Raw genomic sequence first — 16107 nt, forward strand, 5'->3', positions numbered from 1 at the left:
TAAGGGAAACTTATGACTGCAGAGCTATTAGTAAACATTACACCATCTGAAACGCGCGTTGCTTATATCGATGGTGGAATTTTACAAGAAATACATGTTGAGCGAGAAGCAAAAAGAGGACTAGTAGGGAATATTTACAAAGGCCGTGTGAGTCGTGTGTTGCCGGGTATGCAGGCGGCCTTTGTTGATATTGGTCTGGATAAAGCCGCTTTTTTGCACGCTTCCGACATCATGCCACATACTGAATGTATTGCGGGTGATGAGCGAAAAAACTTTCATGTCAGAGATATCGCGGAATTAGTTAAACAAGGTCAAGACCTGATTGTACAAGTGGTGAAAGACCCTCTGGGTACTAAAGGTGCGCGATTAACTACAGATATTACATTACCTTCTCGTTATTTAGTTTTTATGCCTGGGGCGTCCCATGTTGGCGTTTCTCAGCGTATTGATAGTGAGACTGAGCGGGAGCGTTTAAAGTCTTGTGTGGCTCAGTACTGTGATGAAAACGGTGGGTTTATCATTCGTACTGCGGCAGAAGGTGTCGGTGAAGAAGAAGTTAAGCAAGATGCTGCATTTTTAAAACGTTTATGGGCTAAAGTCATTGAGCGTAAAAAGCGTAATGTCACGCGGACAAAAATTTATGGCGAGCTTTCTCTCGCATATCGAATTATTCGTGATTTTGCTGGGGCATCACTCGATAGAATTCGTGTTGACTCCCGTTTGACCTATACTCAACTCCAAGAGTTTGTTGAAGAGTATGTGCCTGAAATGACGGCAAAGCTTGAGCTTTACCAAGGCAATCAACCTATTTTTGACCTTTTTGATGTTGAAAATGAAATTCAACGGGCAATGGAAAGAAAAGTTGAATTAAAATCAGGTGGTTACCTGATTATCGATCAGACAGAAGCAATGACCACCATTGATATCAATACGGGGGCTTTTGTTGGTCATCGTAATCTTGAAGAGACCATTTTTAATACTAACATTGAAGCGACTCAATCTATTGCGAGACAATTGCGCCTGAGAAATTTAGGTGGGATTATTATTATTGATTTTATCGATATGACAGATGCTGAACATCGTCGACGCGTTTTAGCTTCATTAGAGCAAGCTTTAAGCAAAGATAAAGTGAAAACAACGATCAGTCATTTTTCGCAGCTTGGTTTAGTGGAAATGACCCGTAAACGTACCAGAGAAAGTCTTGAACATGTCCTGTGTGACGATTGCCCGACTTGCCAAGGCCGAGGAACGGTAAAATCGGTTGAAACCGTGTGTTATGAAATTTTACGTGAGATAGTTAGGGTTCACCGTACTATCGATGCCGATAGATTCTTAGTTTACGCTGCCCAATCAGTTGTTGATGTACTCAAAGGTGATGAGTCACATGCTTTAGCTGAGGTTGAGATTTTCGTGGGTAAACAAGTTAAAGTTCAGACTGAACCTTTGTATAGTCAGGAACGTTTTGATGTCGTGATGATGTAGCACATTCGTGCATAGGAGAAATCGGTGAAACGACTGCCACGCGTTGTATTAGTAACGACAGCTGTTGTATTGTTGCTTTGCGCGTTAGTGTTGACGGGGCTACGCTTTTTCTTACCAAACATTAATAGCTATCGGCAAGATATTGTTTCTTATATTGAAAAACGTGCAGATATTGCATTACAAATCGGTAATATTGATGGGGCTTGGCAATATTTTGGCCCTGTATTTACCTTGTCGGATGTTGCTCTTAAAAGTGAAACGACAGATGCGAGCATCAGTAAAATTACAGTTGAATTGGATATTTGGCATTCACTGTTTTCACTGCGCTGGCGTTTTCGCGATCTGACATTTTATCAACTCAATGTTGATCATAAAACGCCATTTAGTTTAGATGGGTCAACTAACGATCAATCCTTTGATGGCATTGAAGATCTGTTTTTACATCAATTTGATCACTTCGTCTTAAAAAATAGCCAATTCACTTTTCTTACCCCCTCTGAACAAAAAATGACGCTGATTTTACCTGAGCTTTCTTGGCTCAATCAAAATGAACGTCATCGTGCTCAAGGATTCGTTAGCCTTGAAACGCTTAATAAGCAGCGTAGCTACTTACAAATCAAACTCGATGTATCTGATAAAAATGGTACTTTGAGTGACGGTATTTTCTATTTACAGGCCGATAATATTGATATGCAACCTTGGTTAAGCCGTTGGTTGCGTGAAAATACCAGTTTGCGAGATGCTAATTTCAGTCTTTCTTCTTGGGTGACGATTAAAAATAGCCGCATCGATAATGGTCTTGTTCAATTACGTCAGGGCGAAGCTAATTGGGGAAGTGATGAGTTAACGCAAAACTTGCAAGTTAATGATTTATTAGTCCGAATGAAGCGTCAAGGTAATGGATGGTTATTTAATATTCCAGAGCTTGATACGTTAAAAACCAATGAATACATTTGGCCTCAAGGTAGTGTTTCTGTTCTTTATTTGCCTTCATCAAAAAAATATCAAAATAAGGACCATTGGCGAATTCGCGCTAAAAATATTGAACTTGAGCGCCTTAGTGAAGTGTTGCCTACATTTTCGTTTGTCACCCCTGACATGGTACAAGATTGGCAACACCGTCAGCCAACAGGTGTCGTCACTGAGTTCTCCCTAGATGTAACGCAGGACACTGTTGAGCATACACAAATAAGTATGGATTGGCAGGATGTTAGCTGGAAAAAATGGAAGCAATTACCTTCTGTTAATCACTTTAGTGGCGTATTGAATGGCGGAACGGACGGCGGAAATCTTTCTTTTTCATTACTCAATAGTGATGTTGATTATCAGGATGAATTTAAAGCTCCTTTTGAAATAAGCCGTGCTACAGGCCAGTTAAATTGGTTGAATAACGACAGTGAATTTAAATTATGGAGCCAGTCACTGGATGTCCAAGCTAAATCTTTGTGGGTAAATGGTGAATTTACCTATGCGCAAGCGAAAAAAGATCCTTATGCCGATCTCGCTATTCTTGCTGGAATACGCTTAGAGGACGCAGGTGATGCGTGGCGTTATTTTCCACAAAAATTAATGGGGCAAGATGTTGCTGATTATCTGACAAAAGCCATTATTGCGGGTCATGTAGATAACGCAACGTTGGTATATAAAGGAGATCCAGCACATTTCCCTTATGATAATAACGATGGTCAGTTTCAGGTCTTTGTGCCACTGAGAGAGGCAACTTTTGAATATGATGATCAATGGCCTGCGCTATTAAATTTAGACCTTGACCTTGATTTTAAACGTGCAAGTCTTGCGATGCATACTGATAGCGTTAAGTTAGGCAATGCGACAGCAACAAATTTAGATGCCGTTATTCGTAATTATCATGATGAAATGTTATTTATCGATGCGGGTATCAGTGGCACGGGATCGCAAATTCAGCAGTATTTCACGCATACGCCAATGAAGCATTCGATTGGAGATACGCTAGAAGAGCTACAAATCGGTGGTGTGGTCAATGGCAATCTCGAGTTGTCTATTCCACTTTCGGAGGGCAAAGATGTTGTCGCGAAAGGGCAGGTCAATCTCAATAAAAATGATTTATACATCCAACCTATTGATAGCAAACTATCGGCATTAACGGGAAGTTTTCGATTTAATAATGGCGATTTGACGAGCGATCAAATTCAAGCGCAATGGTTTGGTCAGCCAATTTCTGTTGATTTTTCAACATTGGCGGGAAGCAAAGATTATCAAGTTGATGTTAATTTAACGGGTAATTGGGCTTTGAATAAATTGGCGATGATCCCGAATGAGATTAAACAGAAAGTTTCTGGAACCAGTGATTGGAAAAGTCATATTAAGATAACTTTACCAGATTCAATAAAAGCAAAACCGGCATTAGACATTGAGATTACCGCAGGACTGAAACAGTTAAAAAGCCAACTACCCGCACTTGATAGTGCACTTTTACAGCAGCTTGGCCAAATAAATGTACAGGCTAAGGGAACAACGGAACAGCTCGTTGTGAGCGGGGATATTGGCCAACGTCTTGGTTTTAATACTGAATGGCTGCTAAATAGCGACCTGTTAAAACTGCAAAAAGCGCATATCGCTAAGTGGAATGGCAAGACCCTTGATTTACCTAAAACAGCGATTATTTTAGTCGATTTACCTGCAATAACAGATGTGAATTGGGAAAAGCTGGGTAGCTCATTTTTGTCTTCTAATGTGGGTGATGGTGTCGCTAAAGTTGGGTTACCTGAAATTGTACAAGTGAAGGCTCCATCCCTTTATTTAGCTGGCCAGACATGGAAAGATGTCAGTTTTTCATACAACTTGTGGACCAGTGAGCAACTGGTGAGTGTCGAAAGTGAAAATCTAAAAGGACAGCTGCAAATTTTTGCGCATCTGCCTTGGGTTTTAACGGTTGATTATCTGTATTACAACCCCTCTTCTTTTTCTGATTCGCAGAATGACCCAACACAACCTTCAGAATTTAATTTCAGCCGTTGGCCTGCGATTAATATTCATTGTCGAGATTGCTGGGTTGGCGGGCAAAAATTGGGTGAAATTAAAGCCAATTTGCAACCTCAAGGGGATGTATTGAAGTTAACGGGTGGGACACTTAACAATAGTGCTGCGCAGCTAAAACTAGATGCTTTATGGCGTGGTGGCAAAGTTAATGAAACTGAAATAGCAGGCTCTTTAACGGGAGAGGCATTTGATGAAACCGCAGCTTATCTCGGTATTTTAGTGCCGATTATTGAATCGCCTTATACTATTGAGTTTGATTTGAATTGGAAAAATGTGCCTTGGTCACCTGATTTAGCGACTTTAAATGGTAAGTTATCCGCTAATCTGGGTAAAGGCGCTATTGCGCAAATGGGCGGCGGTCGTGCGGGGCAAATTTTACGCTTAGTCAGTTTTGATGCTTTATTGCGTAAACTTCGATTAGATTTTCGCGATACTTTCAGTGATGATTTTGATTTTGATTCGATTAAAGGGAATGCTTCTATTCATAATGGTATTCTCTCATCAAAAAATTTATACCTTGATGGATTAGTGGCAGATATTGCATTAAACGGTGAAATTGATTTAGTTAAACGTCAAATTAATTTAGAGGCGGTCATTACACCTGAAATTTCTGCTACAGTAGGTGTAGCAACTGCATTTGTGATTAATCCATTTGCAGGAGCAGCCGTATTTGCGGCGTCTAAAGTGCTCGGGCCGCTATGGAGTAAAATCTCCGTTATTCGGTACCGTGTTACCGGTAGTATGGACGAGCCAAAAATTGATGAAGTATTACGTCAACTAAAGGAGACTCAAGAGTAATGAAAAATGGCAACGTTGCACTTTTGCAGTTATGTAGCGGAAATAATACTAAACACAATTTGGCGCAGATAGAACAACAGATCAAACAGCTGCCAGAATCGGTTGAATTGGTATTAACGCCTGAAAATGCACTGTTATTTGCAGATGCAGCCACTTACCGTAAAAAGGCAGAAGTGGAAGGTAAAGGCCCATTACAAGATGCGATCAGCGCGATGGCGAAACGTTATAACCTATGGATTTTAATAGGTTCGATGCCAATGATTAGCCGTGAAGATCCTGAGCGCATTACGAGCACTAGCCTATTATTTGATTCAGAAGGTAACATCAAAGCGCGTTATGATAAAATTCATATGTTTGATGTGAATCTTGAAGATGAACAAGGTACCTATAACGAATCGGTCATTTATCAACGTGGTGAACACATCACGGTTGTTGATACCCCTGTTGGGCGCTTAGGTATGACAATTTGTTATGATTTACGTTTCCCCGGCTTATTTCAAGCATTACGTGAACAAGGCGCTGAAATTATTTCTGTACCTGCTGCATTTACACGCTATACAGGGCAAGCCCATTGGGAACCTTTATTACGTGCCAGAGCGATTGAAAACCAATGCTATGTTTTAGCGCCTGCCCAAGTTGGAGTACATGGCGGTACTCGCCGTACTTGGGGGCACACCATGGCTGTTGATGGTTGGGGCAAAGTGATTAAAAAGAATGTGGATGCGGTTGCGTCCATCGTATTGAATATTAAAACCGACAGTTTGAGTGTCATGCGTGAGCAAATAAAAGTGGTGAAACATAACCGCTTTAGACCGCAACTGACATCATTAATTAAAAAAGACACGACAACTAAAGAGTAATAAATATGAGTTTAGCTTCTGTCAGCGACCATTTGCTGACCGCCAATCGTCTTGGGCAAGAAAATCTATATGACATTTTAGGCCTGCTATCTGAGCGCCATCTTGATTACGCTGATTTATTTTTTCAGTCAAGTTTCCATGAGTCGTGGGTGCTTGAAGATAGGATCATCAAAGATGGTTCTTATAACATTGACCAAGGTGTAGGTGTGAGAGCGGTTAGCGGCGAAAAAACCGGTTTTGCTTATGCCGATCAAATTTCACTGCTCGCACTAACACAGAGTGCAACAGCAGCGCGCAGTATTGTTAGTGAGCTCGGTTCGGGTAAATCGAAAGTTCTCACGAATGTTGAATATAAACAATTATATTCACAAGCTGACCCGTTAAATAGTTTATCTCGTGAGCAGAAAATTGACTTGCTGCACCGTGTTGATCAAATCGCAAGAGCAGAAGATCCTCGAGTCATTGAAGTTAATGCCAGTTTAACCGGTGTGTATGAGCAAATATTGGTCGCAGCCATTGATGGTACTTTAGCTGCTGATATTCGCCCATTAGTTCGTTTATCGGTCAGTGTATTAGTTGAGCATGATGGTAAGCGTGAACGTGGTGCGAGTGGCGGCGGTGGTCGTTATGGATATGAATACTTTTTAGAAACTCATCAAGGTCAAATTATTGCTGAGCAATATGCACGTGAAGCCGTGCGTATGGCATTAGTTAATTTATCGGCTATTGCAGCACCTGCCGGTATGATGCCTGTCGTTTTAGGTGCGGGTTGGCCAGGTGTATTGTTACATGAAGCAGTAGGGCACGGACTTGAAGGTGATTTTAATCGTCGCGGTACGTCGGTGTTCTCTGGCCAAATGGGCGAGCAGGTTGCATCATCACTTTGTACTGTTGTAGATGACGGTACTATTGTGGGGCGTCGTGGTTCATTGGCGGTCGACGATGAAGGTGTACCTGGCCAATATAACGTCCTAATAGAAAATGGTATTTTGCGTAATTATATTCAGGATAAACTGAATGCACGATTAATGGGTGTTGCACCAACAGGTAATGCACGTCGTGAGTCTTATGCCCATTTACCGATGCCTCGTATGACAAATACCTATATGTTGGCGGGTTCTTCAACACCGGAAGAAATAATTGCCAGTGTCGAAAAAGGGATTTATGCACCAAACTTTGGTGGTGGTCAGGTCGATATTACGTCAGGTAAATTTGTGTTCTCAACATCTGAAGCGTATTTGATTGAAAACGGAAAAATCACCTCACCAGTAAAAGGTGCAACCTTGATTGGTTCTGGGGTTGAAGCAATGCAGCAAATTTCCATGGTCGGTAATGATTTAGCTTTAGACCAAGGCGTTGGTGTTTGCGGTAAAGAAGGTCAAAGTGTACCTGTTGGTGTTGGTCAACCAACCTTGAAACTCGACAAATTGACAGTGGGTGGTACGGCATAGCTCTCCATACAATATCCCTAGAAGCCTACAAAAGTAGGTGACTAGGGTGAGTGAGTGTAGCTAACACAGCTACAAATTGAAGAATGAAGGCATCGATATTATCCCCAAAATAACTCAAATTGTAGCAAGGCCAGCAAGTGAAAGAGCCCCTAGGAGCCTACAAAAGTAGGTGACTAGGGTGAGTGAGCGTAGCTAACACGGCTACAAATTGAAGAATGAAGGCATCGATATTATCCCCAAAATAATTCAAATTGTAGCAAGGCCAGCAAGTGAAAGAGCCCCTAGGAGCCTACAAAAGTAGGTGACTAGGGTGAGTGAGCGTAGCTAACACAGCTACAAATTGAAGAATGAAGGGGATAGATGAATAAACGAATTATTTCCATGATCCTCATGGCTATTTTAATTGCTATTAGCCTTTATTTTAAAGGTGACGATCTTCATGACAAAGAACAGGTCGAAAGGCCTATTTCTCCGCCTGAGCAGTCGATACGTAATGAAAATGCACAAGAAATTGATGCGCTAACACAGCAACGTAATGTGGTTAGCTATGTGCAGAAACATCAAAAATTGCCTGATTTTTATGTGACGAAAAAAGATGCAAGATTAGCGGGTTGGGATGCTAAAAAAGGCAATCTTTGCGAGGTGTTACCGGGTAAAGCGATTGGTGGTGATAAATTTTTAAATCGTGAAAAGCGTTTGCCGATTTCACCTAATCGTCAATGGTTTGAGGCGGATATTAACTACCGTTGTGGTCATCGAGGTGCAGATCGCCTGATGTATTCCTCTGATGGGATGATTTTTGTCACATTAGATCATTACAAAAGCTTCCAGCAAGTGAACTAGAAGGTCATCAGCAATGAACCATAAAGTTGTTTTTGATTTTAATGAGATTAAAAGTATTGAAGATTTTTATGCTCAATTTCAACAACAGTTTTCGCTGCCAGCTTGGTTCGGACACAATCTTGATGCTTTGTGGGATATGGTTTCTGCGGGTATTGAATTGCCCGTCACCATCGTTTTTGCGCATATGACTTCAATACAGCGAATTGAATTCTCGAATATTATTGACGTGATGAATGACGCACAAGATATGTGGGAAAATGAATTTATTTTTGCCTTAGATATAACAAAAAACTCTAATAAATCCGCTCAAGACCTATGATACAGTTATATGTAATTCATTTATTTTGAACGGAACCTTTCTATGGGCAGTATCACATCTAACATTGGGCAATTTAACAATAAAAAATTTGTTATTGTGCATGGCTATACCGCATCCCCCGCTAAAAACTGGTTCCCTTGGCTTAAAGCTGAATTAGAGTCATTGGGGGCAGTCGTGAATGTGCCTGAAATGCCAGAACCATTATCGCCTGATCCCCAAAAATGGCAGCAGCACTTGATTGATTTACCTATTGATGTTGATAAAAATACGATATTGATTGGGCACAGTCTTGGTTGTGTAACAGTATTGCGATTTTTAGAGCAGTTAGCCGTACAAGGTAAAAAAGTCGGTGGCTATATCTTAGTTTCAGGCTTTGATAGTGAGCTGGAAACATTGCCAGAGTTAAAATCTCATACACCTAACAAATTAAATTATGCCGCATTAATTGGCATTGCAGATGAGCGAGTCTCAATCATTTCAACTAATGATGAGATTGTTTCTCCGCAATCATCGAAAGTACTCGCAGAGTCGCTACAAACTCATATCATTATGGAAGAGCAGGCTGGTCATTTTTTAGATAGAGAAGGGTATGTTGAGTTTCCTACGATTCTCTCGGTGATAAAAAATCGATTTTAATATCAAGAAACTCCCCTACGTCAATATTTTGGCATAGGGGAAAATCAATTAAGCGCTTTCAGATAGCTCTTTCAAATATTGGAATATTTGACGGAAAGCTTTAGGGGGCTTATTACCTTCACGCTCTTTTTTTGCATTACGTACTAGCACCCTAAGTTGCTGCCTATCCGTATGCGGGAACAATGCGACGACTTCTTCTATCACGTTATCGCCATTTTCGATTAAACGCATACGTAAATCTTCTAGTTTATGAAGATAAACAGCTTGCTGATTATGGCGATTCTTAAGTTTATCAAGTGCTTCAGTAATTGGATCTACATCACGAGAGCGCAGTAATTTACCAATAAACTGTAATTGACGGCGACGACCTTCACGGGTGATCCTTTGAGCTATTTCAATTGAATCAAGTAATTGGGTATCTAATGGAATACGCTCAAGCTCGTTTTTGCTTAAATCAACAAGCTCGGCTCCCAGTTTTTTGAGGATCTCAGCATCGCGTTTAATTTCGCTTTTGCTGACCCAAATAATTTCATCATCCTCTTCTTCTTGCGGCGCTGGGATATCATCCAGCCAGTCTTCAGGCTGTGTGGCCATATTGATTTTCCTTTTTACAAAACGTGGTCATGTAATTTACATGAGCGATTGCGTGTAATTTACATGACCTACTGAGTCACGAATGTTAACATTCTTATATTCATGATAGTTCAAATTACATGAGTGTAGGCCGTGGGGGATAACTTAGATCATATATTATTATATGTTCATTGAGATAGCTCTACTTACTGTTTATCTATAATTTGAATTTATTGGGCTATATTAAACCTATTGTAACTGGGAAAATGCCCTAATGACTACCTGACATTTACTTATCAGTGTAGAAAATGGCTTTTTTCCTCAATATTATTGGATTAAATGCATGAGTGTAACTGATCAAGTCAACGAACAACGTAAAAAATTAGAAGAAGCTGTCGCCCACGCATTGGAATTTGCCAAAAGTCGTTGTGATGCGGCAGAAGTTGCAGTAAACAAAAGTACCGGAATTAGTGTCAGTACTCGCCAAGGTGAAGTCGAAAATGTTGAGTTTAATAGTGATGGTGCTTTAGGGATCACCGTTTATCATCAACAACGCAAAGGAAGTGCCTCTTCAACGGATCTAAGCCATGATGCAATTGAGCGTACTGTACAGGCTGCGATTGATATTGCATGTTATACCTCACAAGATCCCTGTGCGGGAGTAGCAGATAAATCATTATTAGCGTTTGAAGCTCCGGATTTGAATCTATTCCAAGCGACTGAAGTATCACCTGAAGATGCTATAAAATTGGCTTCGCGAGCAGAAATGGCGGCATTGAATGCTGATCCTCGTATTATTAATACGGAAGGTGGTAGCTTTAACGGTCATTATGGGGTCAGAGTCTTTGGTAACTCCCATGGGATGCTGCAAAGCTATAGTTCTAGTCGTTATTCTATGTCCAGTTGTGTTATTGCAGAGCATGAAGGTGCGATGGAGCGTGATTATGCTTATACCATCGGTCGTAGCCTTAATGCACTTAAATCCCCTGAATGGGTGGGACAAGAATGCGCACGCCGTACATTGTCGCGTTTAGCGCCAAGAAAGCTGCCTACCATGAAGGCGCCAGTTATTTTTGCCTCTGAAGTGGCGACAGGATTATTTGGTCATTTAGTTGGTGCGATTAGCGGCAGCAGTATTTACCGTAAATCCTCTTTTTTGCTTGATAGCTTAGGTAAACAAATTTTGCCAAGCTGGTTAACAATTAACGAGCAGCCTCATTTGATGGGCGGCTTAGCCTCTTCACCTTTTGACAGTGAAGGTGTTCGCACTACTGAGCGCAATATTATTGAAAACGGTGTATTGCAAACTTGGCTAATGACGAGTTACTCAGCTCGAAAACTCGGTCTACAAAGTACTGGTCATGCGGGTGGTATTCATAACTGGCGTATCGCTGGGCAAGGGCATTCTTTCGATGCATTGTTAAAGCAGATGGGAACAGGGCTAGTTGTCACTGAACTGATGGGACAGGGTGTGAGTGGTATCACGGGTGATTATTCTCGTGGCGCATCAGGTTTTTGGGTTGAAAACGGCGAAATCCAATATCCTGTCAGTGAAATTACAATCGCTGGTAATCTCAAGGATATGTGGGCAAATATGGTGACTATTGCCGACGATATTGAAACTCGCAGTAATATTCAATGTGGCTCGGTGTTACTTTCACAGATGAGTATTGCAGGGGAATAGATTCTCTTTGTTATTCTTCATAATATTTTTTAGCTAAAAAATTGCAATAAAAAAAGGCACTCATTGAGTGCCTGAAACATCTAGAAAACTTATTGGAGTTTCTTGGTTGAAACTTTTTTTATTAAGTCTTTTCTATTTTTATAAGCCCAAGGCTTTAGCGATGGAATTCACCAGCCGCTTCTGGCTGATAAATAATCTCTAATACTCTAACGCGAGTTGCAACACCATTTGGTAGTGCCCAACTAATTTCATCGTTAACGCGCAGACCTAACAGCGCTGCGCCGATTGGTGCCATCACTGATAGTTGCTCCGCACTATCTTTCAATGATGCTGGATAAACCAGTGTACGAGTACGTTCCTCATTACTGATTAGGTCAAGGAAACGGACGGTACTGTTCATTGTGACGACATCCGCAGGCATTTCCTGTGGGGTAACAATATCAGCACGGTCAAGTTCTTCATTCAGCGCATCTGCAACAGGCGTATCTGCATAAGCGGGTTGTTCCATTAGCGCATCTAAGCGTTCTGCATCTAAATCATTGATAATAATTGTTGGCTTTGTCATACCACACTCCAATAGAGACCTACAAAGCAAACACCCCCCACCCAAAAGGTAGGGGGTGTCGCTATAAATTAAGTTGTTTAAAATATTAGGCGCTATAAGCTTTAAAGGGAAGAGATCATGATCACGATCTCAGGCCTGTACCTGTAAAATCACGCATATTGATAAATTCATTAGTCATTTTTTGATTCAATTACTCTTCATCAAAACCACTATTGAATAGGTTAATTATTGCGGATAATGCCTGATCTTCATCTGGGCCGCTAACCTCTATATCAATTTTACTACCTTGTTCCGAGTCTAACATCAACATCGCAATAACGCTATCGGCCTCAGCCTCAATTTGGCTATTATTACGCAAAATAACCCTTGAGTTAAATTGTTTAACCAAATCATAAAGTAACATAGCAGGTCTTGCATGCATACCGAGCCGGTTTTTGAGCGTTATTGTCGCTTTTACGGTCATTACTTGCGTTTTTCTAGTGTTCTATGACGTGACTGGACGTTTTTACCTCTAGAGCGAAAGTAATCAGCTAACTGCTCTGCAACATAGACGGAGCGATGTTTTCCTCCCGTACAACCGATAGCGACAGTTAAATAGCTACGATTATTCGTTTCTAACATTGGTAGCCATAACTCGAGGTAACTGCGTGTTTGGTAAATAAAATTATGGACTTCAGTGTGCCTATCTAAGAAGGCCGCAACGGGGCGATCTAAACCAGTCATTGGGCGTAGTTTCGGGTCCCAATGTGGATTGGGCAGAAATCGTACATCAAAAACATAATCTGCATCAATCGGTATACCATGTTTGAAACCAAATGATTCAAACACCATGGTGAGCTCTCGTTCACGTTTGCCCATTAAACGCGTTCTAAGCATCTCAGCGAGTTCATGAACTGACATCTCTGAGGTATCAATGACCAAATCAGCTCTTGAGCGTAGCGGTTCTAGTAGCTCATTTTCTTCATCAATCGCACTTTCGAGTGATAAATTTTTGCTTGAAAGAGGATGTAATCGACGGGTATCACTATAACGGCGAATAAGCGTGTTACGATCTGCATCCAGAAACAATAGCTGTGGAGAGAAGGTTGGTGGTAATTTATCAATCGCTTCTTCGAAAATCTCTGGGTTATCAGGCATATTACGCACGTCAATGCTCACCGCCGCTGAAATATTACGTTCAGCGAGTGAATTAGCCAGTTCCGGTAGTAATACAACCGGTAGGTTATCCACACAGTAGAAACCCATATCTTCCAGCGCACGTAAGGCCACGGATTTTCCCGAACCGGAACGGCCGCTGACAATCATCAGCACCATGAGTACACTCCCTTCTGTTTCTTGATGAACTGTTTTTTTGATGATCGATAATTTAATGATCTATCCGCTTAATGATCATACGTTATTGAGTAAATTTAACTATTTAATCTATCGTCGTATCGACTCTTTTTTAACAGTATAAACCATAATAATTTCATTACGATATCACGATAAGGCGTAAACTTATAACTTACTCAGTAATTATACTATACAGCTCATTATCACTTTGTGCAGAGCGCAAGCGTTTACACAGGGTTTTATCTGCAAGCTTTTTAGCGATAAGCGACAGTGTATGTAAATGTGTTTTACACTGATCTGATGGAACAAGTAATGCGAAAAGTAGATCAACGGGCTGATTATCAATCGCATCAAAAGCGATAGGCTCTTCTAAATGTAAAAAGACGCCAACAGCGCGTGCATTTTCACTTTCATTAAGTTTGCCATGCGGAATGGCAATTCCGCCACCAATACCTGTAGTACCGACTTTTTCTCTGGTTAATAATGCTTCAAATACCGTGTTTTCCGGTAATCCCAACTCAGCGGCAGCCAATTCGCTAATAATTTCTAATGCTCTTTTCTTACTTGTACACACTAAGTTATTACGTGTGCAGGCTGATGATAAAACAACGCTTAATTGGATTTCTATATCACTATTCATTTTATTATTCACTTAGGACTACAAAACCAGATGGTGTATACCACCATCTGGTTTGGAACATTCATCGGCTAGACCGTAACAATGGCCTAGACCCTATCAATGTATTAGTGTTGTCTCAGTTTTTCTTTGTGTTTAGTTAATTGGCGTGACAGTTTGTCAACCAGTAAGTCAATTGCTGCATACATGTCGTTTTCTTCCGCTGATGCATGAAGCTCGGCACCATTAACTTGCAGGGTCGCTTCAGCAATTTGCTGAACTTTTTCAACTTTCAGGACGACTTGAATATTGTTAATACGATCAAACAATTGCTCTAGTTTTTTGAGTTTTTTCTCAACAATTTCGCGCAATGCTGGGGTCAGTTCAATATTGTGTCCAGTAATCTGAAATTCCATACAACCTTCCTTATTTTATCAATTAAACCAGTTGTTTACGCTGATTTGACGGCGGAATAGATAACGATTCACGATACTTAGCAACAGTACGACGAGCAACTTGAATACCTTGTTCGGCAAGCATACTCGTCAATTTACTATCGCTCAATGGTTTTGCTGGATTTTCAGCAGCAACCAGTTTTTTCACCAAAGCTCGAATTGCCGTTGAGGAAGCTTCTCCTCCGGTGTCCGTGCTTACGTGGCTGGAGAAAAAATACTTCAACTCAAAAATACCTCTAGGACTATGGAGATACTTTTGAGTTGTTACTCTTGAGATTGTTGATTCATGCATGTCTACCTGATAAGCAATGTCTGCCAATATCATGGGTTTCATATATTCGTCACCGAGCTCAAAAAATTCTTGTTGTTGCTCAACAATACAGGTTGCTACTTTGAGTAGTGTCTCATGACGACTTTCAAGACTTTTTATCAACCATTTCGCATCTTGTAGATGACTGCGAATATACTGTGAGTCACCTTCACTTACATTATCATTTATTAATGAAGCATAGTGATGATTAATGCTTAGTTTAGGGATGCTATCTGTATTTAACTCAACTTGCCAGTGCCCATTATTTTTTTTCACCAGAACATCTGGAATGACGTATTCTGATTCTCCAGTATTGATGGATTGCCCAGGTTTTGGATTCAAGGTTAATATTAGGTCTATCGCAGTTTTGAGCGCATCTTCTTTTAGACGCGTCAATTTACTTAACTGGCGGAAATCGCGGTTTGCCAGTAACTCAATATGATTGCTAATAATCTGTTTGGCTTCTGATAATCCTTGAGTTTCTTTTGGGTAGAGCGAAAGCTGAATGAGTAAACACTCTTTCAAGTCTTGCGCTGCGACACCTAAAGGGTCGAAATGTTGAATGCGTTTTAGAACCGCAATAACTTCTTCTACGCTAATTTCAGGATTATCAATTCCTTCATGGATATCCGCTACCGTAGTGGTGAGATAGCCCGAATCATCAATGCAATCAATTATTGAAGTCGCAATTGCACGATCAGTATCAGTAAACGGTGTGAGTCCAGCTTGCCAGATGAGATAATCTTGTAATGTTTGAGTAGTTTCACCTTGATAAACGGGTAGTTCATCAAAGCTATAGTCACTGCTAGTGCCTGAAGGGGTTCCAGCGCTGTAGATTTCATCCCAATCTGCATCCAGCGGTAGCTCATCAGGCATATCATTTTTTTCTAATGCTTCTTTTGTATCTATTTCACTGCTATCAGTGATGTGTTCTTGATTGTCATTCGGTGCGAGCTCATCTAATTCATCTTGTTCAAGCAAAGGATTCGTTTCAAGTGCCAGTTGAATTTCTTGTTGTAACTCAAGTGTAGACAATTGTAACAGACGAATAGCCTGCTGCAATTGGGGGGTCATCGCGAGTTGTTGACTGACTCTGAGCTGCAAACTTTGCTTCATGAATGTGTTTTGCTCTCCGTTTTAATTTCAATCGTTTTAACATTTAGCT

Annotated in this window: 15 protein-coding genes; 8 read left to right on the forward strand and 7 right to left on the reverse strand. The window is 40.8% G+C overall.

The features are described 5' to 3' along the window. Positions 1-12 precede the first annotated feature (12 nt). The 7 genes from rng to AAZR93_RS11505 all read left to right on the forward strand — a co-directional run bounded on the left by rng (position 13) and on the right by AAZR93_RS11505 (position 9407). Complete coding sequence (gene rng, locus AAZR93_RS11475) at positions 13-1482, forward strand: ribonuclease G (protein WP_294106462.1); 1470 nt, start codon at positions 13-15, stop codon at positions 1480-1482. Positions 1483-1506: 24 nt separating this feature from the next. Continuing rightward, positions 1507-5298, forward strand: coding sequence for an AsmA2 domain-containing protein YhdP (gene yhdP / locus AAZR93_RS11480; RefSeq protein ID WP_434719884.1), 3792 nt, complete (start codon positions 1507-1509; stop codon positions 5296-5298). Next, positions 5298-6158 carry a deaminated glutathione amidase gene (nit1, locus tag AAZR93_RS11485; protein ID WP_294106467.1) on the forward strand — a complete coding sequence of 287 codons (861 nt, stop codon included), beginning with the start codon at positions 5298-5300 and terminating at the stop codon, positions 6156-6158. Before yhdP ends, nit1 begins: the two co-directional genes overlap by 1 nt. A gap of 5 nt (positions 6159-6163) precedes the next feature. Next, the gene (gene tldD / locus AAZR93_RS11490) at positions 6164-7609 is read left to right on the forward strand and encodes a metalloprotease TldD (protein ID WP_434719885.1); all 1446 of its coding nucleotides are present in this window, start codon (positions 6164-6166) and stop codon (positions 7607-7609) included. Positions 7610-7969: 360 nt separating this feature from the next. Continuing rightward, positions 7970-8452 (forward strand): ribonuclease domain-containing protein, encoded by a 483-nt coding sequence (locus AAZR93_RS11495; RefSeq protein WP_294106470.1) that lies wholly within the window; start codon positions 7970-7972, stop codon positions 8450-8452. Between the two features lie 13 nt (positions 8453-8465). Further along, the gene (locus tag AAZR93_RS11500) at positions 8466-8771 is read left to right on the forward strand and encodes a barstar family protein (protein ID WP_336430209.1); all 306 of its coding nucleotides are present in this window, start codon (positions 8466-8468) and stop codon (positions 8769-8771) included. A gap of 42 nt (positions 8772-8813) precedes the next feature. After that, positions 8814-9407, forward strand: coding sequence for an RBBP9/YdeN family alpha/beta hydrolase (locus tag AAZR93_RS11505; protein WP_434719886.1), 594 nt, complete (start codon positions 8814-8816; stop codon positions 9405-9407). A gap of 48 nt (positions 9408-9455) precedes the next feature. Here the strand turns inward: AAZR93_RS11505 and yjgA are convergent, their stop codons facing one another. Then, positions 9456-10001, reverse strand: coding sequence for a ribosome biogenesis factor YjgA (gene yjgA / locus AAZR93_RS11510; protein ID WP_294106477.1), 546 nt, complete (start codon positions 9999-10001; stop codon positions 9456-9458). A 322-nt stretch (positions 10002-10323) separates the two neighbouring features. On the opposite strand from yjgA, the gene pmbA reads away from it, so the two are divergent. Next, on the forward strand, positions 10324-11664 hold the full coding sequence (gene pmbA / locus AAZR93_RS11515) for a metalloprotease PmbA (protein WP_294106479.1): 1341 nt from the start codon (positions 10324-10326) through the stop codon (positions 11662-11664). Between the two features lie 154 nt (positions 11665-11818). Here pmbA and rnk read toward each other — a convergent pair whose 3' ends face one another. The 6 genes from rnk to rpoN form a co-directional block, all read right to left on the reverse strand. Beyond that, the gene (rnk, locus tag AAZR93_RS11520) at positions 11819-12229 is read right to left on the reverse strand and encodes a nucleoside diphosphate kinase regulator (protein ID WP_294106482.1); all 411 of its coding nucleotides are present in this window, start codon (positions 12227-12229) and stop codon (positions 11819-11821) included. A 190-nt stretch (positions 12230-12419) separates the two neighbouring features. Beyond that, on the reverse strand, positions 12420-12692 hold the full coding sequence (gene npr / locus AAZR93_RS11525) for a PTS phosphocarrier protein NPr (RefSeq protein ID WP_294106487.1): 273 nt from the start codon (positions 12690-12692) through the stop codon (positions 12420-12422). Then, positions 12692-13543 carry an RNase adapter RapZ gene (gene rapZ / locus AAZR93_RS11530; RefSeq protein ID WP_294106490.1) on the reverse strand — a complete coding sequence of 284 codons (852 nt, stop codon included), beginning with the start codon at positions 13541-13543 and terminating at the stop codon, positions 12692-12694. The genes npr and rapZ overlap by 1 nt, the downstream gene beginning before the upstream one ends. 190 nt (positions 13544-13733) lie before the next feature. Next, positions 13734-14201: a PTS IIA-like nitrogen regulatory protein PtsN gene (gene ptsN / locus AAZR93_RS11535; protein WP_294106495.1), complete on the reverse strand. Its 468-nt coding sequence runs from the start codon at positions 14199-14201 to the stop codon at positions 13734-13736. A gap of 104 nt (positions 14202-14305) precedes the next feature. Next, positions 14306-14593 carry a ribosome hibernation promoting factor gene (gene hpf / locus AAZR93_RS11540; RefSeq protein ID WP_294106498.1) on the reverse strand — a complete coding sequence of 96 codons (288 nt, stop codon included), beginning with the start codon at positions 14591-14593 and terminating at the stop codon, positions 14306-14308. Positions 14594-14615: 22 nt separating this feature from the next. Continuing rightward, on the reverse strand, positions 14616-16058 hold the full coding sequence (gene rpoN / locus AAZR93_RS11545) for an RNA polymerase factor sigma-54 (RefSeq protein ID WP_434719887.1): 1443 nt from the start codon (positions 16056-16058) through the stop codon (positions 14616-14618). Positions 16059-16107: the final 49 nt, after the last annotated feature.

The sequence above is a fragment of the Providencia sp. Je.9.19 genome (assembly GCF_051129765.1).
Classification (GTDB): domain Bacteria; phylum Pseudomonadota; class Gammaproteobacteria; order Enterobacterales; family Enterobacteriaceae; genus Providencia.